Below are 23,636 nucleotides of genomic sequence, written 5' to 3'. Positions count from 1 at the left end.
CATCAGACCAGGCACGCCGGCGCAAGCTTGTTTCTGTGGCAATGGAGATACTGATGACAGCGCTGCATGCGGATCCCAACGAAATCCGCAGTCTGTTTTCCCGCGCCATGTCGGAAATGTACCGAGCCGAAGTGCCGCAATACGGAACGCTCATGGAGCTCGTCAGTGACGTCAATCGCGATATCTTGCAGCGGCACAGTGACCTTTGCGCGACCCTCGCACGAAACCACGAACTCGATCGGTTGAACGTCGAGCGTCACGGCGCTATCCGCTTGGGGCGGCCCGAAGAGCTGTTCAATATCCGCCGTGTCTTCTCCGTGATGGGCATGCATCCGGTCGGCTATTATGATCTGTCGGTCGCAGGTGTCCCGGTCCACTCGACCGCCTTTCGGCCCATCGCAGATGCAGCACTCCGCCGCAATCCGTTTCGAGTTTTCACCTCACTGTTGCGTGTCGAGCTTATCGAGGACGAGGCGCTTCGCAGGCAGGCTGAACAAATCCTTGCCGAGCGCCGGATTTTCACGCCACGGGCGCTTGAATTGGTCAACATTTTCGAGGCCGACGGTCGCCTGACCCGCCCGCAAGCCGAGGAGTTCGTCTGCGAAGCCTTGCAAACTTTCCGCTGGCACAGCGAAGCGACCGTGAGCCTCGATGTCTATCGAAAGCTGCATGACGCTCATCGATTGATAGCTGATGTGGTGAGCTTCAAAGGCCCTCACATCAATCATCTGACGCCGCGCACGCTTGACATCGACGCCGTCCAGGCCGGAATGCCACGACGCGGCATAGTGCCAAAGGCCGTTATCGAAGGTCCGCCGCGCCGCAACTGCGCGATCCTGTTGCGTCAAACCAGCTTCAAGGCGCTGGAAGAGCCGATCATCTTTTGGCAGACAGACGGCAAAAGCGCTCAGGGAATGCATACCGCACGCTTCGGCGAGATCGAGCAGCGCGGCGTTGCGCTCACGCCGAAAGGCCGCGAGCTCTACGACGCATTGCTTGCCTCGGTGCGTCAGGCCAGGGCGGCGGGGTCGACCACGGGCGACTACGACGCCGGACTCGCCGGGACGTTCACGGCTTTCCCGGACGATTGGGCGGCGCTGCGTTCGCAGGGCCTCGCTTTCTTCCGCTATTCGGCGACGCCGACAGGCGTCGAGGCAGGCAAGCAGCGGGCTCTGCCCTCGACCCTTGACGATTTGGTCGCCGAAGGCCTTTTGCGCTACGATCCAATCGTCTACGAGGATTTCCTTCCTGTCAGCGCGGCAGGAATCTTCCAGTCGAATCTCGGCTCCGATGCGCAGCAGAGCTACGCCGCACGTTCGAACCGGGCTGCGTTCGAGGCCGCCCTTGGTGCCGAGGTTCACGACGAAATGACGCTCTACGCGAAGACCGAAAAGGATTCCGTGGAGCAAGCAATGAACCAACTCGGTTTCGCCGCATGCCACACGCAGGGAAATCGCCTGATCGGAGCGGCGGCGTAAATTGAATCAACATCCAACCGTCCGAGAGACCTTGTCATGACCGTCACATCCAACGCCCCATCGCGCACCATCATGCCCCTGGCAGACGAGGTAGATGCACTCCTGAGCAAGCTGGGCGTGGCGCGAAGCCGTTATGTCGGCGGCACGCTTGCCGCGCGGTCGCCGATCACAGGGGAGGTCACCGCCCATGTGCACGAGATCGCCGCCGATGAGACGCAGGCCGCAATCGCCAAAGCCCATGCGGCATTCCTCGAATGGCGCCTGATCCCTGCCCCGAAACGCGGCGAACTCGTACGCCTTCTTGGCGAAGAACTGCGCGCCAACAAGGAGGCGCTGGGCAGACTTGTCTCGATCGAGGTCGGCAAGATCATTTCGGAGGGCCTCGGCGAGGTCCAGGAGATGATTGACATCTGCGACTTCGCCGTGGGCCTGTCTCGTCAACTTTATGGCCTGACTATCACAACCGAGCGCAGCGAGCACCGGATGATGGAGACGTGGCATCCGCTCGGCGTCACCGGGATCATCTCGGCATTCAATTTTCCAGTCGCGGTGTGGTCATGGAATGCCGCACTTGCCCTGATCTGCGGCAACAGCATCGTTTGGAAGCCGTCCGAGAAAACGCCGCTGACTGCGCTTGCGACCGAAGCGCTGTTCGCGCGCGCCCTGGCGCGCTTTAGGCTGGAGGGCGGTGATGCTCCGGGCGCGCTTTCAATCGTGCTGTTTGGCGGCCGGGCCATCGGCGAAATCCTCGCCGACCATGCCAAGGTGCCCTTGGTTTCAGCGACCGGATCGACGGCCATGGGCCGTGCCGTCGGGCCGCGGCTTGCCCGGCGTTTTGCCCGCGCGATCCTGGAGCTCGGCGGCAACAACGCTGCCATTGTCACGCCGACCGCCGACCTCGACCTGACATTGCGTGGTGTCGCGTTCGCGGCCATGGGCACGGCCGGGCAACGCTGCACGACACTGCGCCGTCTCTTCGTCCATGAGAGCGTCTACGATGCATTCGTTCCGCGCCTGAAGCGGGCGTATCAAAGCGTGGCGGTTGGCAATCCGCTCGAGGACGGCAATCTGGTTGGTCCGCTGATCGATGGCACGGCCTATTCGGCCATGCAGAGGGCCCTCAGTGAAGCTCGCGCGGCCAGCGGCTCGGTGCTCGGCGGTGATCGCGTTGTGTTCGATGGGGCCGATCAGGCCTACTACGTTCGGCCGGCGCTGGTCGAGATCGCAGATCAGATCGGACCGGTCGAGCATGAGACCTTCGCGCCCATCCTCTACGTCATCAAATATCGTGACTTCGACGCGGTGCTCGGCCTGCACAACGCAGTTCCGCAAGGCCTCTCGTCCTCGGTCTTCACCAACGATTTGCGCGAGGCGGAAGCCTTCCTGTCGGCGCGGGGCTCGGATTGCGGCATCGCCAACGTCAATATCGGCCCGTCGGGAGCCGAGATCGGCGGCGCTTTCGGTGGCGAAAAAGAGACCGGCGGCGGGCGCGAGTCGGGTTCGGACGCGTGGAAAGCCTATATGCGGCGCGCCACCAACACCATCAACTACGGCCGGACTTTGCCGCTCGCCCAGGGCGTCAGGTTTGACGTGACCTGAGGGAGAACACGCATGAACGCTCCCATACTCACGTCGTCGCTGTTTCGGCCGGCGGACCGCCTCTCGGCGATTGGCGTGTCGGAGATTCTGAAGATCAGCGGGCTCGCTGCCGAGATGAAGCGCCACGGCCAGGACATCATCATCCTGGGCGCCGGCGAACCCGACTTCGATACGCCGGAGTCGATCAAGGATGCCGCCGATCGCGCCATGCACGCCGGCGCCACCAAATACACCGCTCTCGACGGCTCGCCCGAGCTCAAGGCCGCCATTCGCGCAAAGTTCAAGCGCGATAACGAGCTCGAGTTCGCGCAGGACGAGATCGCGGTATCGGCCGGCGCCAAGCAGGTGCTGTTCAACGCCATGATGGCCACCATCAACCCCGGCGACGAGGTCATCATCCCGACGCCGTTCTGGGTAACTTACGCCGACATCGTCGCGATCGCCGGCGGCATGCCGGTGCTGGTGCCATGTTCCGAGGCCAATGGCTTTCGGCTTCAAGGTGACGCCCTTGAACGCGCGATCACGTCTCGCACGCGATGGCTGATGCTGAACTCGCCATCCAATCCATCCGGCGCGGCTTATTCGGAAAGCGATTATCGGCCGATCCTCGACGTGCTTATCAGGCATCCGCATGTCTGGCTGATGGTCGACGACATCTATGAGCATATCATCTACGGCGATTTTCGTTTCGTCACGCCGGCGGCGATCGAACCGGCTCTCCGCAGCCGGACACTGACCGTCAATGGCGTCTCGAAAGCCTACGCGATGACCGGCTGGCGCATCGGCTACGGGGCTGGGCCAAGCGCTCTGATCCGTGCGATGGCTGCCGTCCAGAGCCAATCGACCTCCTGCCCGTCATCGGTCAGCCAGGCTGCGGCCATCGAGGCACTGAACGGTCCGCAGGATTTCGTCCGGGACCGCTGCCGGTCATTTCAACAGCGGCGCGATCTTGTCGTCGGCGCGTTGAACGCGATTGACGGCATCAGTTGCCGCTTGCCCGAAGGCGCATTTTACGCGTTTGCGAGCTGCGCCGGCCTGATCGGCAAGATCACGCCTGACGGCCGAACGCTGCAAAGCGACACGGACTTCGCGGAATATCTTCTTCGCGCCGTTGGCGTTGCCGTCATCCCTGGTTCGGCTTTCGGGCTTGCGCCGTATTTCAGGATTTCCTACGCGACCTCCGCTGTCGAGCTCGAGGACGCGTGCCAGCGCATCGCACGTGCAAATGCGCGACTCTCGTGAACGCCCAGGGAAGACGTTGAGAGACCATGACTGCGACACTTCACCGCGACACGCAATAATCGTGGAGGCATTACGCCTGACTTGATTCGGGCCCGGCAATTACCGGCCACGACCGCGATTTGCGACGATCGGCTCGCGCGGATTGGTCATCCGAGATAGTGCCTCAATAAAGACCGGCTCCCAGGCTCTGATATGGCGCCTGAGAAGATTGGTAAGCGCTTCTTCCTCGCCGGCCATCGCGAGTTCGATGATCTGGTAGTGCTCGGCGGCGGATTCGTTCTGGCGGGCGAGACCTGCGCGCGACTTGATGCCGTATAGCCGCATCTGATCGCGCAATCCCATCACCATGTCGGTCAGTCGAGCATTGTCCGCCGCCGCCGTCAACAATTGGTGAAAATTTCGATCCGCTTCGAGATAATGCCGGATGTCTTCCGCCTTGACTGCCCGTGCGATCTCGTCGGCGAAAGGTACAAGCTTCTTGAGATTTTTCTTCGGCTTGCGCGCAACGATCGCTGCCGCGTGAAGCTCCAGCACCTCGCGCAGATCGAACAGGTTGCGGAGTTCGGTCAAGGTCGGCTCAACCACCTTGAAGCCGCGATTGCGCATCGGCTCGATCAACCCGCTGCGCGCCAGTTCGAGAAGCGCTTCCCTGACTGGCGTGCTCGACACGCCGAGGCTCGCAGCGAGCGTCGGCACGGAATACATCGACCCCGGCATGCTCTGGCCGGAAATGATCTCCGCGCGCACCTGCTGTAGCACCTGCTCCCGTAAGTTCTGGTCCATTCCCACTCCGGCTTTCGTCGGCCCCGGAATCATCCGGTCGTCCGCGGCACAATAGTCGGCTTTGTTGGCGGCACAATAAATGGGCTTGACGGCGGATAGGCCGCGGACGAGACTTGGTAGCGCATTACTATAATGCGTTACGATGAACCTCTTACGAATGGCCCGATATGGCGCAGCGCGTACCCGGCTATTGCACGCTCTGCCGATCCCGGTGCGGTGCGATGATGGTCGTCGACAATGGCCGGCTGATCGGGGTCGAGCCGCTGTCTGGGCATCCGACCGGCGGCGCGCTGTGTGCGAAAGGCCGCGCCGCGCCCGAGATGGTGCACAGTCCGCGCCGCCTGACCAAACCGCTTCGCCGAACGGCGCCCCGGGAGGCAGCCGATCCCAGCTGGACCGAAATTTCCTGGGATGAAGCCTTGAGCGAGGTTGCCCAAAAGCTGGGCGACATTCGCAAGACATCCGGTGCCGAAGCGGTGGCCTTTGCCGTCACGACGCCGAGCGGCACGCCGATGGTCGACAGCTTCGAATGGGTCGAGCGCTTCATCCGCTGCTTCGGCAGTCCAAATCTGATCTACGCGGTTGAGATCTGCGGCTGGCACAAGGACTACGCCCATGCCCTGACGTTCGGACGCGGCATCGGCGCTCCCGATTATGAGCGTGCCGATGCAATTGTGCTCTGGGGGCATAACCCGGCCCGCACCTGGCTTGCCCAGGCAACCCGCATCGCCGATGCGCGACGGCGCGGCGCGCGCGTCGCGGTGGTCGATCCCAAACCGAACGGCTCGGGACAACAGGCCGATATCTGGTTGCGTATCCGCCCCGGCGCGGACGGCGCGCTGGCGATGGGCGCGATCCGGCACCTGATCACGACAGGGGCGTACGACGCCGACTTCGCGACGCGCTGGACCAACGGGCCGCTGCTGATCGACACCGCCACGGGACGCTTCGTTCGTGCGAGCGAGCTCTGGGCCGATCGATCCAGCGACGATTTCGTCACGCTGGACCGATCCGGAGCGGCGCGCGCCTTCGATCCCCGAATGGCGGCGCTCGATCCCACCTCCTGCACGCTGGATGGCCGGGCAACACTCACCACGCGAGACGGCCGTGCGATCACGGCAGCGACGGCCTTCTGTTTGCTAACGACCGAGGCAGCTCCCTACACGATCGCGCATGTAGCCGAATTGACCTGGCTCGACGAGAGCAAGATCGCGGCTTTCTACCAGCTGTTCGAGAACAGCCCCCGGCTCGCCTATCATTCCTGGACCGGCGTCGGCCAGCACACCAATGCGACCATGACCGAGCGGGCCATTGCGACGCTCTACGCGCTCACCGGCGCCTGCGACCGTCCCGGCGGCAATATCTGGCCGGTCCCGCCTCCGACACGCACCGTCAACGACTATGCCTTGTTGCCGCCGGAGCAAAAGGCCAGGGCGCTCGGCCTCGACGCGTTGCCGCTCGGGCCGCCAAGCCGGGGATGGATCACGGCACGGGATTTCAGCCGCGCGGTTCTGACCGGCGAACCCTACCGGGTCGAAGCGCTGATGAGCTTCGGTACCAATTTCATGGTGTCACAGGGCGATTCTTCGCGCAATCGCGCGGCATTGCGCGCGCTCGACTTCCACGTCCACGTCGACATGTTCATGAATCCGACGGCCGAGAATGCCGACATCGTGCTGCCCGCCAACATGCCGTGGGAGCGGGACGCCCTGAAGATCGGCTTCGAGATCACGCAGGAAGCCGTCGAGACGATCCAGTTTCGCCCGCAAATGCTGCCGCAGCTCGGTGACTGCAAGGCAGACTATGAAATCGCGGCCGACCTCGCGGGCAGGCTGGGCCTGACCGACGAATTTTTCGGCGGCGATATCGAGGCCGGCTGGAATCATCAACTTGCACCGCTTGGCGTGACTGTCGACGACTTGCGCCAGCATCCCGAAGGCCTGCGTTTCCCTCAACCTTTTCGTCACGAGAAATACGCGCTGCCGCAACTGGACGGCACGCTTGCAGGCTTTGCCACCGTCACCCGCCGCGTCGAGATCTATTCGGAACTGATGCTCGAACATCACTACGCGCCGTTGCCGGGCCATGTCGAGCCTGCCGAAAGTCCGCTCGCGGACCGCCCCGACGGTCGCTTTCCGTTGGTGCTCACCACCGCCAAGAGCGGTTGGTTCGTCCACAGCTCGCATCGCCACATCGCCTCCCTCCGCAAGAAGACGCCCGATCCTTCCATCGAGATCAACCCGCTGCTCGCAGCGAGGCGCGGCCTCCTGGACGGTGACTGGGCGGTCGTCACAACCTCAGCCGGCGAAGTCCGGCTGCGCGTGCGCCTGAACGAAGCGCTCGACGATCGCGTCGCCGTCGCCGAGTTCGGCTGGTGGGAGGATTGTCCGCCACTGGGACGCGACGCGATCCGGCCTGCGGGATCGCCGACGTCAAACATGAACGGCGCCCTGAGCGACGCGACACGCGATCCGGTCAGCGGTTCGGTGCCGCTGCGCGCCACGAGTTGCGACATCCGCAAGGATGAGACCGCGAGCCGCGGTCACTGGGCAGGCCGGCGCAGCTTCGCAGTGGCCTCCATTCGCATTGAAGCCGCCGATGTCGTCGCGCTGGACCTTGCACCACACGACGGCGGTGCGATTGCCGCGTTTCGCCCGGGACAACACGTGCTGCTGAGCCTGCCGGGATTGGACGTTGCCCGCGCCTATTCGCTGACCGGCCACGACGGCCGCGATGTGCTGTCGATCGCGGTCAAGCAGCGCCGCTCCGGCGATTCAAGCCATGCCAGCAATGCCGTTCATCTGTCCGATCACGTCCACCGTCTGGCGGTCGGCGACGAAGTTCAGATCGAGTCGCCGAAAGGCATTTTCACGCCACCGCTGCGCGGACGCCGCCCCTTAATCTTTCTTGCCGCCGGCATCGGCATCACGCCCTTTATCGGTCATCTCGAAGCGCTGGCCCGACAAGAGTCTGCCGAGCGCGTTGGCAGGGTTCTGCTGCTCTATGGCTGCCGTAGCGGCGGCGAGCATGCCTTTGCCGGACGGTTGCGGCAGCTCGCGGTTCTGCTGCCAGAGCTCGAACTCGTTACTGCGTATTCGGCGCCGCGCGCGCAGGATCGCTGCCCCGAGGACTACGACTACGCGGGCCGGCTGGACCTGTCGGCAATCGATCCGCTGCTGCCATCGAGACCTCTCGCCTATCTCTGCGGTTCGCCGGACTTCACGACAGCGATGACGGCCCGGCTAATCGAACGCGGCGTTCCGCGCTTCGACATATTCACGGAAGCGTTCACCTCGCCACCGATCGTGCCGCGGACGTTGAAGGCGCAGACCGTCCACATTGCCGATAGCGACAGGAGCTTCACCTGGACGCCGGAGCTTGGTAGCCTTCTCGATGCGGCCCAGGCGGCCGGCGTGCCATTGCCCAGCGGCTGCCGCGTCGGCCAGTGCGCGAGCTGCCTCATGCGCGTCGTCGACGGCAACGTTGCACAGCTCGGCGGCGACAACAGCGCGACGGACCAGTGCCTGACCTGTCAATCCGTTCCGCTGTCGGAGCTCACGCTCGCACTCTGATCGGCAAATCATGAACTGAACGCAACACCAACGCGACTATGGGGGCCGCAATGACCGATACGACGGATAAAGCTATCTTCCTCGCCGAAGCACCGACACAAACCAACCCGCTTGCGAGATTCTCGCAGTACATGGTCCGATTCGCCGAGCGCTGGTTCCCCGACGCATATGTCTTCGTTTTGATCGCCGTGGTCGTGATCGCGCTCGGCACCATCGTGCATGGCGGTTCACCGCTTGCGGTCAGCCGGGCGTTTGGCGACGGCTTCTGGAATCTCATTCCGTTCACGATGCAACTGGCGCTGGCCGCGGTCGGAGGCTATGTCGTCGCCATGTCGCCGCCCGTTGCGGCATTGATGCGACGGCTGGCCGGCGTGCCCTCCACCGCACGCGGTGCCGTTGTTTTCGTCGGCGTGCTCAGTATCTTGCTGTCATTGCTGAACTGGAGCCTGAGCCTGATCTTCTCCGGCCTCTTGGTGCGCGAAATCGCGCGGCGCAACGATATCAAGCTCGATTATCGCGCCGCCGGTGCGGCCGGCTATCTCGGTCTTGGCTGCGGATTCACCCTCGGCATCACGTCATCGGTCGCCCAGCTTCAAGCCAATGCGGCGAGCATTCCGGCCTCGCTGTTGCCGATCACCGGTGTCATCAGTTTTTCCGAGACCATCCTGACATGGCAAAACCTCGTCACGATATTGGTCGTGACCACGCTGTCCGCAGCAATCTGCTATCTGACAACGCCGAACGATGCGTTGGCAAGAACCGCAGAGGATCTTGGCGTGTCTCTTGATGGCGACCAGATCGAGCCAAAGAAGCCGGCACGTCCCGGAGACTTTCTCGAGTTCAGCCCTGTTCTAACCATTCTGACCGTGGCGTTGGCCTCGGGCTGGCTCTGGTGGACCTTTCAGTCCGGCAATCCGCTGATCACTCTCTCAGGCCTGAACACCTATAATTTCGTGCTTCTGATACTTGGCATTCTCCTGCATTGGCGTCCCCGCAGCCTCGTCGAGGCTTTTTCGAAGGCAACGCCGAGCGTCTCGGGCTTGTTATTGCAGTTTCCCTTCTACGCCGGCATCGCCCAGATGCTGACCAAAGTGCCAAATAGCAGCGGATTGACGCTCTCCGATACCATCGCTCACTGGTTTGCGCACGTCTCAGTCAACTCAACCGTTTTCTCGTTCCTGATCGGAATTTATTCAGCGGTGCTCGGCTTTTTCATCCCGTCAGCCGGCGGCAAATGGTTCATTGAGGCGCCTTACATCATGAAGGCGGCCAACGAAGTCGGAGCTCATCTGGGCTGGACCACCATGGTCTACAACATCGCCGAGACGCTGCCGAACTTCATCAATCCGTTCTGGATGCTGCCCTTGCTTGGCGTGCTTGGGTTGAAGTCAAAGGACTTGATCGGCTACACCTCCGTGCAATTCTTCGTGCACTTCCCGATCGTCATGATCCTGGCTGCGATCTTGATGACGACTTTCACCTACCATGCACCAATTCTGCCCTGAGAGTGCAGCAGTCGAGCTTATAAAAATGATGCAGCCTCCGCTGGATTTCAACATTGAATGAAAGCGCGCACAGCGACTGCTTCTTCCGGCATGACTTTTGCTAACGTAGAAATCAGCGAACTTTGATGGAGAGTTCAAAACCGGCGCCTTTCTACGATTTCTGAATCTGCGCCACACTACGACAAGGTCCAAAAAGGCCTTTTATCTATAGAGACTTGTCGCATAGCTTCGCAGTCCAGCGAACCCACACCTTCAAACACCTCGGCTCGCCAAAACCGTTTGAAAACCGTTTTAGCAGTTCACGCCCGCCGTCATGACCGACATTCGCATTGCTCTCAGCGACAAGGCCATCGCTCAGCTACCGACTCCTGAAAATGGCTGGTATCTGGCTCGCGACACTGAGTTGAAGGGCTTCTTCGTGGTCGTGGCGAAGCGAAAAAGAACTTTTACTGTTCAAGGTGATCTTAGACAGCGAGGAAAGCGGGCCTCATCCATCAGAGTGTCCATTGGAAATGCCAGTGAGTTGACCACTCGACGGGCCCGCACGATTGCCAAGGAATATCTTGCTCAGATCAGCAAAGGGCACCACCCGAAAGCGACGCACGGAAAGGCCGAACAGGCCGATACTGGTGGGAATAGTGCTGTAGCGGTCGCTACCCTGAAACAGGCTTGGCAACGCTATCTGGAAGCCCACTTGATCCGAAAAGGCCGCAGCGAGAAAACTATAAGCGGCTATCGCGATCACGTCGAACGTCTCTTTTCGGAATGGCTCGACACACCTTTGCTCGCTCTCGCGAACGATCCCGCTCGCGTCGCCGAAAAGCATGATCAGCTTACCAGGGAGAACGGTCCCTACATGGCGAATAGCAGCATGCGGACGCTGCGGGCCATCTACAATCATGCTCGGAAGACCAATCGATCCCTGCCGCGTGACAATCCCGCAGATGCTGTCGATTGGAATCAGGAGGAGCGCAGGAATACTGGTATGGGTACCGGCGATTTGAAAGGATGGTTTCTTGAGCTGGCCAATCTGGATAATCCAATCCGGCGTGAATTTCATCTTTTCACATTGCTGTGTGGGTCCAGACCCACCGCATTGCAGCAGGCAAGGCCCGAACACATCAATTTTCGACGGCGAACGCTCCACATCCCAAAGCCCAAGGGAGGCAGTAAGCGAGCGTTCGACATCCCGCTGTCTCGGGAGATGATCCTGAGCCTCATTCGAGTGCTTCGTTTCGGCAGGCAAATGCATCCGTCTCAGGCGCCAAAATGGTTATTCCCAGCTGAGAGCGCTTCAGGACACTTAGCGGAAACAAAGGAGGATCGAGATATTTTGTCAAAATGGGGCAATGACCTTCGTCAAACATTTCGGACGATTGCCACCGCTGCCGGCGTTTCCGAATTCGATGCCAAGCTCCTCATGAACCATTCTATAGTTGGTGTGAACGCGGGCTATGTCACCCGACACAAGCTGGTCGAGGACCACCTACGCAGCCAACAACAAGCTATCAGTACCGTCGTGTTTTCCGCACTCGGTAAGTCGCTTACGGGAGAGGAAGCTCTGATTGATTGGCTTGGTCACGGGGCTAACCGTAGAGCCATTACCCAATTCCGATTGGAGCCAACCACTCTGGCCGAGGAGCAGGAACGAATTCGGCAGGCGGCATGACCCTGGAGCTAGCCGCCGGAAGAGTGTGGCAGCGGAACTCGGCAGACTGTTCTGGACGGTGTACCAAAAATTGCCGATCCATCACCCCCTCAGATGGCTTCGATACAGTGGTGCAAACTCCGGATCCGCGATCACGTTAAGTCAGCCCGGTGACCGGATTGTAGCGCTTTCCAAGCACGCCCTAAGGACCTGCGGCTACCGGCATTCTGTACGTAACGAACTCAAGGCTTTGAGCGTCGTTTTGGCCGCACACGGATCAGTATCCGAATGGAGGAATCAAAATCCGCTTAATTACTCAGAGATTTCAAGGCTCATTTGGAAAAAGCGGGCCGATTCGCCTCTAGCAGTCTGCTGAAAAACTATGAAGTTGAGAGTTTTCTTGTCTTTGTCCGGTCGCTGACGGGGCGGAGCGCTGGAGGTTGGATGCCGTGTTCGGCCCCGCGCCGGGTTACCCCCGGCGCGGGGTGGCTAAGCGGCAAGCAGTTTGGGAATGCGGATCAGGTTATAGGCGATCAGATTGAGTAGGAAGTCGGCGGCGACAGATACCGCCGATCATGTCGCCAATCTTCGCGCCATCGGCGTGACGCCGCATAGGCCGTCACCAAGACCGGCAAGACCCGCAACAGCGCCATCGACGAACGAACCACGCTGCATCGTGGATATGGCATGTCGCAATCGCGCCGGACGATGGTCGAATGCATCTTCGGGTGGCAAGCAGCATGGCACCATGCGCAAGACCAAACATCGTGGCATCGCTCGGGTCGGCGCCATCTCGCAGCTGCGAACGACCGTACTTCTCCGGAGGGCTCAGCAGGCTGTTGGCCCACTGCGGACTTTCGGATCGTGGCTTTGGTCGCAAACGGTGCAGACGGACGCGCAGCCGGCCTCGGCGACGGCATCGGGCACCATCGACTTGCTGCACGTCGGACACGTCTTCCAGATCGGATAGAGCACTGCAGTCGGATTTCCTCTGCCGCCTCGATCTTAGCCCCGCCCTTGACCCACTCATGCGGATCGATCGCGATTGACGTGCGTCCCGCAACCTATCGAAATCGGGGTCCGGTGATGTTGCGGGGTGTGTCATGGAAGAATTCTACAGGGGCTTCGCGCAGCGGGCCCGCGATCTTGCGGAGAACGCAGATCCGTTCACCAAGCGGCGGCTGCTTGATCTGGCCCAGCGATACGAGCTCAAGAGCAGACCAGGCGTCGCGAGCGGGCGGTCCCATCCGCCGCAGCGCGCCACGCCGCCGACGGTGCTGTTCTCCGGCGCCGGCGAAACCTGAAGGCGGGCTACCCGCGCACGCCGCAGGGCGGCCTCGAGCTTCTCCTTCTGACCTCGGCCTATTGATTCCCAGACCGCGCTCGTCGGGGACTCACTGCAGCGTCGGCACGCTGCCAAGGATTAATCGATGGGAACGCTGATGTGTAAATTGCTTCCAAAATCGACGCCTCTATTACTCGGTTGATCAACAACTTACCGCGCCCATCCAGAGCGAATTCACGAAGGCCGCCAAGAACCGAATCCTCGGACGGTGCGCGTAAGCTGGTTACGCAAGCTTTTCTGTATTTGGGTAGCCCTAACGACCGAAAAGCAAATAGCTTTGGTCGACGCCGCGTCGTTCGCGAGTTCCCTCGCTCCAGCCGATCGCGCGCCGGTAGCTGCCTAGCGCCTCCGATTGCCTGAGCGCGCCGAGATCGACCACTCGGGTCCCCGGCTAAGACCTGGTGTCTCGCCTTTTCTCTTACTGATCTGGCGAGCTTAGTGCTGGCGTCTATGCCCGGTCGGCCTGCGCAACTGATCGCGACGGTATCGGCTTGAGTTGCTCGGAGGTGCCCAACTCTGCCTTTCCCATCACTTCTGCAGCGATCGGCCGTGCTTCCATGATTTCAAGTACCGCGCGTCCCTTTTCGGTGATGCGCCAACCGCCATGGATACGCTCAATGAGCTTCTCCGAGAAAATATCAAGGTTCGGCACACGGCTGGCCATTCTTTTGGTGCGCTCGGACCAGTCCCGACCACTCGTTGCTAAAATGGCCATATCGTGCTTGAGATCCGACATCGGCGCGAACCCATCCGGATAGCTCACGAGGATCTTCAGCACTGTGACTTGGAAATTCACCTGATTGACAAATGTGCTACCGCCACATGGTCGGGGCTTGCGAAAGAGCTTCGCGGCCGATCTCTTTGAGGACCTCGGGTTTCGTCTCGCCCCGGGTGGCGGCTTCTAACATCTTCGAAGCGACATGGGCGCGAGCTCCGGTGTCATAAGGGGGAAGCCCCTCGCAGACCTCGTCGAAGAGGGTGCGTAGAAGCGCTGCGGTCGCGGCATCCAATATCGTAGCTCTCCCATCATTAAAAGCTGCGGGTTTCAAGTTGAAGAATGAAATGCGTCAATGGCGCATTACGGCGCTACCTCCCAATTCTGCGCGGAGCCCTCTCCAACGTCTCCTCTGGATCTTACATCCTCGATGGAACGCGTCGGGAAGCGAGAATGACATACGCTATCATAGTAATTTGTTTTTCTATTCTCATGACGTCTTTTGGATAGGCCACCATCCTGAAGTTTAGACGCTCGCTGCTGCGACATCAATCGATTCGAAGCGACGGACGGACCCGTCCTACACTTTGACGGTCGCCTCGCCGCGTTCCTCTTCGGAGGCACATCGCATTGCGCGAGCGAGCCAACGCGAGGAATTCAAGTTTGAATGACGCAGAAACAGCCCGCTAGGGCCGTAGAGCGATCAGGGAGTCGCACCTCGAAATCGCAAGAGAGAAGTATCGCTGCAACGTTTGACTTTCCGATCGGTACGTCGGCCGGTGACGTTTACAAATCGTACCTCTCATCTATCGACGTGACTGTAACACTTCACTTGTAACACTTCACTTCCGTACGAAACGAACGAACTATTTTATCTGCGATGCTCGCCAGGATTGTGCCAGGTTTCACTTTTCGGTAGCCGTGAACGCACGCGGTGCCGCCTAGGGGCGAGCGAAATCCAGGTGATGCGAATTCTGCTATTCGCGTTGCGGGCAATGGGTAGGGAATGAATGCTCCGCTTCTATTTCAATCTTGAAGGAAACCAAAATGTCGAGGATCCGTTCGGCATGGCATTCGAAAACGAGCTGCAGGCCTTGCACGCAGCTCAACGTCTGGCACGCGATGTAGCGAGTGCTCAACCTGCGCTACGAGGCACAACGTGGGTGGTCGTGACCCGCAGGGACCGAGATGAGGCCTACTACGTCAGCATATGACCAGAATAGCCAAGTGAAGAGTCCCGCTCACTCTGTGTCCCAAAATCTGAGGAAAGAGAGCCATCTCATGAGCGCCATTGGGTAACTCCCGCGCGACTTGATCACCACGGCTCTTGCAGCCTTGCCGGCCAAATCATGGGGATCTGCGGGCGCCGATCCATACCGAATCGAGTGCGTCCAAGCATGCGACCGAAATCTCAACGCCTTCCTTGTGGACACCGCGCCGATGAACTCCTCTCGTCACTTCAGGGTCCCGCAGCCGCCGCGATCTCCCGATGACCGCCCTGGAGCGTCAGTTGGCTGGCCAACCTAAGCTGCTTGAACCTTTTCCGCAGCTCGTATTCAACCGAGTGCTTTCCTCGGACAGGAGCTGGGCCGACGTAAGCAGCTGGCGCGAGGCCGCTCCGGTTCGTTCGCGCCGTCTGTCACTTTATGGGCACTGGCCGCCACCCCGGTAGTTCTAGCCGCCGCTCCCTGCACATTGAAAGCAATGCTCTTGCTCGTTGCCTGCTGCTCTCCGATAGCGTCGACCACCGTCCTGGCAATCGCCGAGATACGGCCGATGATGAGGCCAACTTCAGCGACCGCGCCAACCGACTCCGCCGTGTTAACTTGAATCCCGCCAATGTGCTCGCTAATCTCGACAGTTGCATGCGCGGCTTCGGCAGCGAGAGATTTCACTTCTTGCGCGACAACTGCAACGCCTCTGCCGAACGCTCCGGCGCGGGCGGCTTCGATCGTGGCGTTCAGCGCAAGCAAATTGATCTGCCGTGCGACCGCTGCGATCACCTCGACCACGCCGCCGATTCGCTCCGCCGCAGCTGTCAAACTGGCCATAGGCCGGTCGCTAAGCTCGACCTTGCAAACCCCTTGATACGCGATATTGGCCGCTTCTTCGACCCGCCGACAGATGCTCGTCATCGCTTCCGCCATTTCGCTCGTCACGGCCGCGACGTGTCGAACGTTTGAGGATGCTTCCTCGGACGAGGAAACGACCTCGACGGAGAGTTGCCGGCTGTGATCGGCCGAGCAGGTGAGACTGCGTGCGGACGCTTCAAGTTCCAACGAAGCGGATGAGACGCTGTCGATGATTTTACCGACGGCAGCTTCGAATTCGCCGGCGAGTCGAGCGACATCGGCCCTACGTTGCACGGCGGCGGCATGATCCTGTTCGGCTTTCGCGTCGAGATCGGTTCGTGCCTTTTCATGCGCTTTCAGTTTGAACATTTCGACCGCTTCGGCCATCTTCCCAGCTCATCCCTTCGGCCAAGGCCCGGCAAACTCACGTCGAACTGACCGTCGCCGAGCTGACGCATGGTCGTGGAGCACGATGCCGCGACGCGCACCGTCGTGTTCAAGGACAAGCTGACTGCGTTTGCCAAGCACTGGGGATTCCGGCCGCGGGCTTACGCGCCATATCGAGCCCGGACCAAGGTCAAGACCGAGAAATGGCGTTGGCTACGTCAAACGGAATGCGATCGCTGGCCGCGCCTTCCCAAGCTGGGAAGCCCTTGAAGCGCATCTTGAGTCTTGGACACGGGAGGTCGCCGATGGGCGCCAGCATGGCACCACTGGCGAGCCACCGATGGAACGGTTCAGACTCAGCGAGGCGCCTGCGCTGAAGCCCATCGCCGGGAGGCCGCCCTTCCAGGCCGCACGTGAACTGATCCGGCGCGTCCAGGCCGACTGCGCGGTCGAGATCGACGGCAGCGCCTACTCTGTGCCATGGCGGCTGATCGGCGAGACGGTGAGAGTGACGATCGCCGATGGCGTGGTGCGCATCCACCGCGGGATCCATAAGGTGGCCGTTCATCTGATCTGTGTCGGTCGGCGCGGTCGCGTCGTTGACCCTACACACTTTGAGGGCCTGACTGGCTTTAAACCGAGCCGTGCTGCCGAGCTCGCGTTATCGCCTGTCTCGCCGCCGTCGCCGACGCTGCTGCGGCCGCTCGGCGAGTACGAAGCGATTGTGGGAGGGGGCTTCTGATGCGAGCCATTGTTCCCGACCGCCTGAGCGATATGTTGACGCGCCTGAAACTGACGGCTGTCCGCGACCAGCTGGATGGGTTGTTGGATGAAGCCGGCCGACAAGTGCTGAGCCTACGCGAGACCCTGGTGCTGCTGTGCGAGCGCGAGATCGCCCGCAAGGATCAGCGGCGCATCGAGATGACGCTCAAACTTGCCCGCTTCCCGTTCGTTCGCGATCTGTCGGGCTTCGACTTCTCGGCCCAGCTGTCGCTGGATCCCAAGCAGATACGCGAGCTTGCGAGCGCTCGCTGGATCGCCAATGGCGAGAACGTGTTGCTGCTTGGGCCACCTGGCGTTTGGCAAGACGCACCTTGCGTTCGCTCTTGGGCGCGAAGCGATCCTGGCTGGGCATTCCGTTCAGTTCGTCGCAACCACGACTGTCGTTGCGCAGCTTCCTAAACGTCACAGCGAGGCCGCATCGAGGAGCGACTGGCGCAATTTGCCAAGCAAAGCTTCTGATCATCGATGAGCTCGGATATCTGCCCTTTGAACTCAATGCCGCGTATCTGTTGTTCCGGTTCGTTAGCCGTCGCTATGAGAGAGGCGCGATCCTGCTGACCAGCAACCGCAGCGTCGGCGAGCTCGGTCTTCAGCGAACCCGTGGTCGCCACCGCGATCCCTGATCGTCTGCTGCACCACAGTCACTTCATCACGATCCGCGGCGACAGTTATCGGTCGAAGGAGAAGCGTCGCAGCGGGTGCTGCAGAAGCCCGCCGCGCCCGATGCCAAATCGGAGAGGAACTCGTGACGCAAGCCGCTCGCTCGCTACAGCGCTATCGGGGCGCGCTTGGCGAGGCGGCTTGCGTCAGTTCCTTGACGGGTTTGCGCGGCCGGTACTGTACTGAGCTCTCTGAACGGGATCTGACCTGCTTCGTTTGGGTCAATGACGATGGACTCAGTAATTTGGATTGATTTCGAATTGCTGAACTCACGCGGTACGTTACGTACAGAGATGCGCTTCGATTTCGCTGGCGTTCTTGACTCGCCTGCAACCAGTATGGCTCCATCACCAGAATTGCTGGAGTGATCATGCAGGATCAAACTTCGCGTCAGGACGATGCGAACGAAAAGAAAATCGCAGCGCGGCGTGCGCGCAAAGGGAATGATCGCCCCTGGACCGCAGTTGAACGGCACAAACTGCGCGGACTGATTGACAGAGGGCTCCCGGCAAGCACGATTGCAAGAACTCTCAGGCGACCGTTGGCTTCGATAACGGCGATGGCCAATAGTCTGGGCTTGCATTTGAATTAGGAACAACCGGAAGCCAAACGAGACTGACGAGAAATTTCCGGCACATCAATTGAAGGGTTACCGCGCGAGACGACGTCGACGAGGCAGACTACGTTAGCGATCCCGAGCGCGGAGGGACGTTACGGAACTGGACTCTGACCCAACCAGCCTGCGCACTGCTCGGCGAATAGATGAAGCGGGATTCTTTGCGCCAAGTGACACGCTCTAGCTATTTTGCATGACGATTTGACAACAGCGTCATCGTCGTCTGAGACGGTCGGTTGATGCGTCTGCCATAACGTTCCGCCAAGTCCAGCAGCCTTGTTCTAATGAACGGGTCTGCCTTGTCCGCCAGCTCGCGAATGATCTGGGCCCGGTCCATCAAAAACTGCTCGTTCACGAAGATACCTACCAACTGCAACTTTGAATATTCCGAGCGGCGTCAGTCGCCGAGGCTCCGTTTCCCGTCCGGAGTAGGCAAGGACAGTATCACGTTATCGATTAACCGCGTGGAGCCGACATAGGCCGCCGCACAGAGCGCCGCTGGGCGCTGCAGCGGGCTCTCGGCGGCCTTAAGCGTATGAGCATCAACGAGCTCAAGGTACTGGACTCGATCAACCCTGTTCAACTGCTCCTTCGCAATCGCAATCAGCTTTTCCACGTCGCGCTCTCCGGAGCGGAACTTGTCTGCTGCAGCGAGGAGCCCCCGGCTGATGGTAACGGCCCGTCGGCGTCCTTCCTCGCTGAGATACCGATTGCGACTGCTCATTGCCAGCCCGTCCGGTTCCCGAACGGTTGGTATGGTCACGATGTTTACCGGAAGGTCCAGATCAACGGTCATGCGACGTACGACCGCGCATTGCTGAAAGTCCTTCTGTCCAAAAAACGCAAGGTCGGGTTGCACCATATTGAAAAGCTTACAAACGACGGTCGCGACGCCGCGAAAATGTCCGGGCCTGTACGCACCGCACAATGGCATAGCGAGGTCGCCTGGTTCGACGAAGGTCTCAAATGTTGTCGGATAGACCTCCCGTGCGTCTGGCGCGAAGAGGATCGCGACGCCAGCGTTACGGCACAGTTGTTCATCACGGATAAAGTCCCGCGGATACGTACTGAGATCCTCGTTCGGTCCAAACTGAGTGGGATTGACGAAGATGCTTAGGACCGTGATATCGCTTCGCGTCCGGCTCGCCTGGACCAAGGCCAGGTGCCCTTCGTGGAGATATCCCATCGTCGGCACCAAGCCGACGCGTTTGCCCTCCTTTCGAGCCTCTGCGAGAGCGTGACGCAACTCGGCGACCCTGGTGATTGCTTGCATTTTGAGCTTTGCATCAGTTTGAGTTGAAAGGCGTCCAGTTTGTGATCGCATCATTGAGTCCCTCGGGAAGTCCATAGGACTCTTCTGACGCGGGAAAAGCACCATTACGCACATCGGCGGCCCAGTGCGCCAGCGCGTCCTGCAACAGCTGGAAACCAGTTGAATAGGCACGAACGAATTTTGGGCGATGACCTTCGGTCAACCCCAAAACGTCATGGAACACGAGCACTTGTCCAGAGCAACTGGCCCCCGCCCCTATCCCGATCGTCGGTATGCTCAGCGATTCAGTCGCTCGTGCAGCCAGTTCGGCCGGAATGCCTTCCAGGACGAGAGCAAAGCAGCCGGCCTCCTGCAGACGCTGCGCATCATCAAGCAGGCACAAAGCATCATCGGCTTTCCGGCCCTGCACCTTGAACCCGCCCATGATATTGACGCTCTGGGGGGTGAGACCGAGATGACCCATGACAGGAATTTCGCAGTCGACCAAGGCACGTATCATTTGGACACGCTTGGCACCACCCTCGAGTTTGACAGCATCAGCGCCACGCTGGAGGAAGCCTCCGGCGTTCCGGATTGTCTCCTCGACACCGAGGTGAAAGCTGAGAAAGGGCATATCGGCCACGAGCAAGGCGCGGGGCTTTGTGCGCGCAACAGCGTCCAAGTGATGGTTCATCATGGCCATACTGACAGGCAGCGTGTTGTCGAGTCCGAGGCACACGTTCCCCACGCTGTCCCCAACAAGAATGACGTCGACGATCGGATCGGCGATCCGTGCCGTCACCGCGTCGTAAGCGGTGGTCATTACAATTCGACGTCCCTCCTGGCTCCAACGCTGTAGAACTGGAAGCGTGATACGTTCAACGGGCCGCTCCGAAATGTAGCTCATCCTGCCTCCCGATCATCAGCCAACCCTTACCCCCTGGAGTTAGCGCTTCCTACGGAAACCGACCGAGCGCCGTCAATAGCGAGTGGAAGAAAGAAACGTACCTCTCCCCTACCGCAAACAGACGCAAAAAACCTCCAATGATCGCGCAATCATCGAACGCGGCCTTCCAAGCCGCCCTTTCCCCGTGCGAGAACGGAGCCTGCTCTGCCGCGGGCATCTTAGCCAACCTACTTGAGGCGATGGGGTGCCTCAGCGGTGGACGCCGCGCTGGCCGGCCGGCGCTGTGTCGATCCAGGCGCCCGCGACCGCTGCGCCGGCCTGAAACCAGCACGAAGCGGCGATCAGCAAGGCCGCAACTCCAAGAGAACCGGCATTTCTGGTGTCAATCGTCGGGATGTCGTAAGCAAAGGCAAGGTTGAGTGGTAACGTCGATAGCAATTGTAGCCACAAACTCCTCTTCGCGTTACCACATCGCGCAGGTGACCCGGACCTAAGGACCGAGCGCATTTGGCGCAAGTTCGATCGCCTCACGGTGTCCTCTGATTGGCGAGCACGAACTTCATAGGGTGGATCCTCCAGTGCGCTCCGATCGGTCTGAGATCTTGTCTCCGTGTCACCTTTCCATCGCTTTGCGCCTCGCTAGCGTTGCATTTGAGCTAAGGCAACCTGAGAAGAGCGCTTAGGCATGATTTTCCATGCACGCCGCTTCAAATTCTGTGTGGCCCTCGGTGGCGTGTGCCAACCCGCGCGCAACCCGAAGCCATTGGTGATCGGCCTGCCGGCGCGCATTGAAGCGGTCGACGCATTTCTTGGAGCAAAGGGCTGTCGCCACCAGTAGTGTCGGCCCGAATTTAACGCCACAGCAGGCGCAGCATTTTGCTGGACCGCCGTGCGAACGTGAGAGCTGTTTCGCATTCTCGCCTCCTATAGGGGATTTCCTGCTTCGCCCCCTGCCATTTCTCATCTGCGTATTCTGAACAAACGGAGGCTCTGTGCCTCGTTGCCGATGTAGGACCTCGCAATCCGCCCTATGTGGATACAGGTTACGGCGCGGCGGTGGCATACCGAGCAACGTCAGGCGATCTCTTTCGCAGAGAATCGCGCCAATCACGACTTCCGGGCGACTGCTATCGTACTTACCGCCGGTATTGACAGGCCGGACCAGCTGGGCTGGGTAAATGATATTCTCAGGCCGACAAAGAACCTGAACAGCAAAGCAAGCTTAAACGCACCTCCTCCAGCGGCGCCAATACCAATCACGGAGGAATTGATATCGGATTGGAATTGGTACACCGTCGGCACGTGGCGATGCTCGGTCCATCGAAGGAACGCACAGGTTGTGCCTGGAAATGAGCCGAGGCTGACTATCGGAATGATCAGAGACTGAGCTCTCGGTGGCGCGCACGCGAGAGCGCCTCGTCAAGCAAGTGCATCGGCAGCATCGTGGATCCCGGCATAGATTTCATCAAGATCTGCCGCTGTCACGCAATAAGGTGGCATCACATAGATCGTATTTCCAAGCGGGCGTAGCAGCAGATTGCGGCTTTTAAAGAATGCTCCAAGTTTCGGGCCGATGTCCGCGAGATAGCCCGCATCGCTGGTTCTCAGATCGAGAGCCGTAATGGTGCCGGTCCGACGGACGTTTGCAAAGCGCGGATCGGTTCGAAATGTTTCAATAGCTTGCTCTTGCATTGTGGCCACCGACGCCACCCGGTCGCGATATTTTTGATCTTGCCAAAGATCCAGGTTTGCCTTCGCGGCGGCGCAGGCCACGGGGTTCGCAATATATGAGCTTGAGTGAAAGAACGTGCGAGTGCGGTCCCTCGAATAGTGAGCATCAAAAATGTCTGATCGGCAGAGTGTCACCGCGAGTGGAAGCGCTCCTCCTGTGATTCCCTTCGAATAGCAGGCTATATCGGGCGTCACATCGGCTTGCTCGCAGGCGAACAATGTTCCAGTACGGCCCCAGCCCGTCATGACCTCGTCGGCAATGAAAAGAACGTCCGAAGCCTCGCAGATCCGCTTCATTTCTTTCAGCACCCAGGGTGGGTACATCAGCATCCCACCTGCCCCTAGTATCAGAGGCTCCACAATAAAGGCGGCGGGCATTTCGTGTCGGCACACCGACTCAAGTGCATCGAGCGTTGTCTGCTCATGACCCCTGGCAGGAAACGGGATCGAGGTCACATCGAAAAGTAATGGTCCGTACGCTGCGTTGAAGACGCCTCGGGCGCCGACCGACATCGACCCAACGGTGTCTCCGTGATAGGAGTGCTGCATTACGACAATGCGTATCCGTTGCTTGCCGATGTTATGCCAATAGCCGAGCGCCATCTTGAGGGCGACCTCCACGCTCGCGGAGCCACTGTCGGAAAAGAAGACGTGATCGAGCCCACGCGGCGCGCGTTTTAACAGCTCCTTGGCAACCTCCTCCGCCGGATCATGGGAGTACCCGGCGAAGATGATTTGAGTGAGCTTGGCCGCCTGTTCCTGAATAGCGCGCACAATGTGTGGATGGCAATGACCATGCGTCACGACCCACCAGGATGAGATTGCATCTATCATACGGCGACCATCCGCGGTGAAAAGATAAGCACCATCACCGCGCTCAATCCTTGTCATCTCGTCTTCGAGCGCGTGTTGCGTGAACGGATGCCAGATCGGCTGCTTGCTATTGGGCATCATGGATTCAAGAAATCGCCACGCACAAATGAGCCTTTGAATATTTTCTGCAGCGTATCGGCCGTAAGAGGCGCAATCCAAGGCAACCGCCCAACGCGCGTACTCGCCCGATTTCGCAAATCGCGCCCTCGCTTTCAGGATTTCGTTCCCCAATGAACGCAATGCCGCGGACGCTGATATGCCGCTTTCGCAAAGCCTCTATTGAGAGCAGCGAGTGATTGGCGGTGCCGAGCTCCGTGCTCGCGCAAAGCACGACGGGAAGGCTCCATCGCTCGAAGATATCAATGTAAAGCGTACCCCGATTTAGGGGCACCATGAGCCCGCCGGCTGGCCCGCGGCAAAGACTGTCTTTCCAATCCCGGTATCGGTTCCGGTCACCACGATGCGCGG

The 23,636-nt window shown here is 60.0% G+C and carries 18 protein-coding genes and 3 pseudogenes; 12 read left to right on the top strand and 9 right to left on the bottom strand.

Annotated features, from left to right (window positions below; genetic code table 11):
* The first annotated feature begins 53 nt into the window (after positions 1 to 53).
* Genes IVB13_RS33770 through IVB13_RS33760 form a run of 3 tightly spaced genes read left to right on the top strand, consistent with a single transcriptional unit; the run spans position 54 to position 4,319 of the window.
* Entirely contained in the window at positions 54 to 1,478 is a 1,425-nt protein-coding gene (locus IVB13_RS33770) for a VOC family protein (RefSeq protein WP_247491578.1), read from the top strand.
* A 36-nt stretch (positions 1,479 to 1,514) separates the two neighbouring features.
* On the top strand, positions 1,515 to 3,077 hold the full coding sequence (locus IVB13_RS33765) for an aldehyde dehydrogenase family protein (protein WP_247491556.1): 1,563 nt from the start codon (positions 1,515 to 1,517) through the stop codon (positions 3,075 to 3,077).
* 12 nt (positions 3,078 to 3,089) lie between these two features.
* Positions 3,090 to 4,319 (top strand): pyridoxal phosphate-dependent aminotransferase, encoded by a 1,230-nt coding sequence (locus IVB13_RS33760; RefSeq protein ID WP_247491545.1) that lies wholly within the window; start codon positions 3,090 to 3,092, stop codon positions 4,317 to 4,319.
* 99 nt (positions 4,320 to 4,418) lie between these two features.
* On the opposite strand, the gene IVB13_RS33755 is transcribed toward IVB13_RS33760, so the two are convergent.
* On the bottom strand, positions 4,419 to 5,102 hold the full coding sequence (locus tag IVB13_RS33755) for a GntR family transcriptional regulator (RefSeq protein ID WP_247491543.1): 684 nt from the start codon (positions 5,100 to 5,102) through the stop codon (positions 4,419 to 4,421).
* Between the two features lie 167 nt (positions 5,103 to 5,269).
* Between IVB13_RS33755 and IVB13_RS33750 the strand changes: the two genes are divergently transcribed.
* The 4 genes from IVB13_RS33750 to IVB13_RS33735 all read left to right on the top strand — a co-directional run bounded on the left by IVB13_RS33750 (position 5,270) and on the right by IVB13_RS33735 (position 13,131).
* Entirely contained in the window at positions 5,270 to 8,674 is a 3,405-nt protein-coding gene (locus IVB13_RS33750; RefSeq protein WP_256467706.1) for a molybdopterin-dependent oxidoreductase, read from the top strand.
* A gap of 50 nt (positions 8,675 to 8,724) precedes the next feature.
* On the top strand, positions 8,725 to 10,179 hold the full coding sequence (locus tag IVB13_RS33745) for a TIGR00366 family protein (protein ID WP_247491530.1): 1,455 nt from the start codon (positions 8,725 to 8,727) through the stop codon (positions 10,177 to 10,179).
* Between the two features lie 313 nt (positions 10,180 to 10,492).
* Positions 10,493 to 11,848, top strand: coding sequence for an integrase arm-type DNA-binding domain-containing protein (locus IVB13_RS33740; RefSeq protein ID WP_247491528.1), 1,356 nt, complete (start codon positions 10,493 to 10,495; stop codon positions 11,846 to 11,848).
* 1,082 nt (positions 11,849 to 12,930) lie between these two features.
* Positions 12,931 to 13,131 (top strand): hypothetical protein, encoded by a 201-nt coding sequence (locus tag IVB13_RS33735; RefSeq protein WP_247491526.1) that lies wholly within the window; start codon positions 12,931 to 12,933, stop codon positions 13,129 to 13,131.
* A 489-nt stretch (positions 13,132 to 13,620) separates the two neighbouring features.
* On the opposite strand, the gene IVB13_RS33730 is transcribed toward IVB13_RS33735, so the two are convergent.
* The 3 genes from IVB13_RS33730 to IVB13_RS33720 form a co-directional block, all read right to left on the bottom strand.
* Complete coding sequence (locus tag IVB13_RS33730) at positions 13,621 to 13,968, bottom strand: hypothetical protein (protein WP_247491525.1); 348 nt, start codon at positions 13,966 to 13,968, stop codon at positions 13,621 to 13,623.
* Positions 13,969 to 13,984: 16 nt separating this feature from the next.
* Complete coding sequence (locus IVB13_RS33725; RefSeq protein WP_247491713.1) at positions 13,985 to 14,185, bottom strand: hypothetical protein; 201 nt, start codon at positions 14,183 to 14,185, stop codon at positions 13,985 to 13,987.
* A gap of 1,258 nt (positions 14,186 to 15,443) precedes the next feature.
* Positions 15,444 to 16,346, bottom strand: a complete 903-nt coding sequence (locus IVB13_RS33720) for a methyl-accepting chemotaxis protein (RefSeq protein WP_247491523.1) — start codon at positions 16,344 to 16,346, stop codon at positions 15,444 to 15,446.
* Positions 16,347 to 16,686: 340 nt separating this feature from the next.
* On the opposite strand from IVB13_RS33720, the gene IVB13_RS33715 reads away from it, so the two are divergent.
* From IVB13_RS33715 to IVB13_RS40325, 4 genes and pseudogenes are all read left to right on the top strand, one after another.
* Positions 16,687 to 17,088, top strand: a complete 402-nt coding sequence (locus tag IVB13_RS33715) for a hypothetical protein (RefSeq protein ID WP_247491521.1) — start codon at positions 16,687 to 16,689, stop codon at positions 17,086 to 17,088.
* A pseudogene (locus tag IVB13_RS40335) lies at positions 17,088 to 17,414 on the top strand (ATP-binding protein); the annotation flags it as partial. The gene IVB13_RS33715 and the pseudogene IVB13_RS40335, both read left to right, overlap by 1 nt.
* On the top strand, positions 17,389 to 17,598 hold the full coding sequence (locus tag IVB13_RS40330) for an ATP-binding protein (RefSeq protein ID WP_276578413.1): 210 nt from the start codon (positions 17,389 to 17,391) through the stop codon (positions 17,596 to 17,598). The pseudogene IVB13_RS40335 and the gene IVB13_RS40330, both read left to right, overlap by 26 nt.
* Positions 17,513 to 17,975 (top strand): annotated as a pseudogene (locus IVB13_RS40325) (ATP-binding protein). Before IVB13_RS40330 ends, IVB13_RS40325 begins: the two are co-directional and overlap by 86 nt.
* Positions 17,976 to 18,589: 614 nt before the next feature.
* Here IVB13_RS40325 and IVB13_RS33705 read toward each other — a convergent pair.
* Genes IVB13_RS33705 through panB form a run of 3 tightly spaced genes read right to left on the bottom strand, consistent with a single transcriptional unit; the run spans position 18,590 to position 20,564 of the window.
* Positions 18,590 to 18,760 (bottom strand): hypothetical protein, encoded by a 171-nt coding sequence (locus tag IVB13_RS33705; protein WP_247491510.1) that lies wholly within the window; start codon positions 18,758 to 18,760, stop codon positions 18,590 to 18,592.
* Positions 18,761 to 18,802: 42 nt separating this feature from the next.
* The gene (gene panC, locus IVB13_RS33700) at positions 18,803 to 19,678 is read right to left on the bottom strand and encodes a pantoate--beta-alanine ligase (RefSeq protein WP_247491508.1); all 876 of its coding nucleotides are present in this window, start codon (positions 19,676 to 19,678) and stop codon (positions 18,803 to 18,805) included.
* A 13-nt stretch (positions 19,679 to 19,691) separates the two neighbouring features.
* The gene (gene panB / locus IVB13_RS33695; protein ID WP_247491506.1) at positions 19,692 to 20,564 is read right to left on the bottom strand and encodes a 3-methyl-2-oxobutanoate hydroxymethyltransferase; all 873 of its coding nucleotides are present in this window, start codon (positions 20,562 to 20,564) and stop codon (positions 19,692 to 19,694) included.
* A 685-nt stretch (positions 20,565 to 21,249) separates the two neighbouring features.
* Here panB and IVB13_RS33690 point away from each other — a divergent pair.
* Positions 21,250 to 21,402 (top strand): hypothetical protein, encoded by a 153-nt coding sequence (locus IVB13_RS33690; protein WP_247491504.1) that lies wholly within the window; start codon positions 21,250 to 21,252, stop codon positions 21,400 to 21,402.
* Positions 21,403 to 21,983: 581 nt separating this feature from the next.
* Here IVB13_RS33690 and IVB13_RS33685 read toward each other — a convergent pair.
* Both IVB13_RS33685 and IVB13_RS33680 read right to left on the bottom strand, forming a co-directional pair.
* Positions 21,984 to 23,249, bottom strand: a complete 1,266-nt coding sequence (locus IVB13_RS33685) for an adenosylmethionine--8-amino-7-oxononanoate transaminase (protein WP_247491503.1) — start codon at positions 23,247 to 23,249, stop codon at positions 21,984 to 21,986.
* Positions 23,246 to 23,630, bottom strand: a pseudogene (locus IVB13_RS33680) (AAA family ATPase). Before IVB13_RS33680 ends, IVB13_RS33685 begins: the two are co-directional and overlap by 4 nt.
* Between the last annotated feature and the right edge of the window lie 6 nt (positions 23,631 to 23,636).

The organism is Bradyrhizobium sp. 17 (assembly GCF_023073515.1).
Lineage (GTDB): Bacteria > Pseudomonadota > Alphaproteobacteria > Rhizobiales > Xanthobacteraceae > Bradyrhizobium > Bradyrhizobium canariense_D.
The sequence above is the reverse complement of the archived record's forward strand: the minus strand, read 5'-3'. Positions and strand labels throughout refer to the sequence as shown.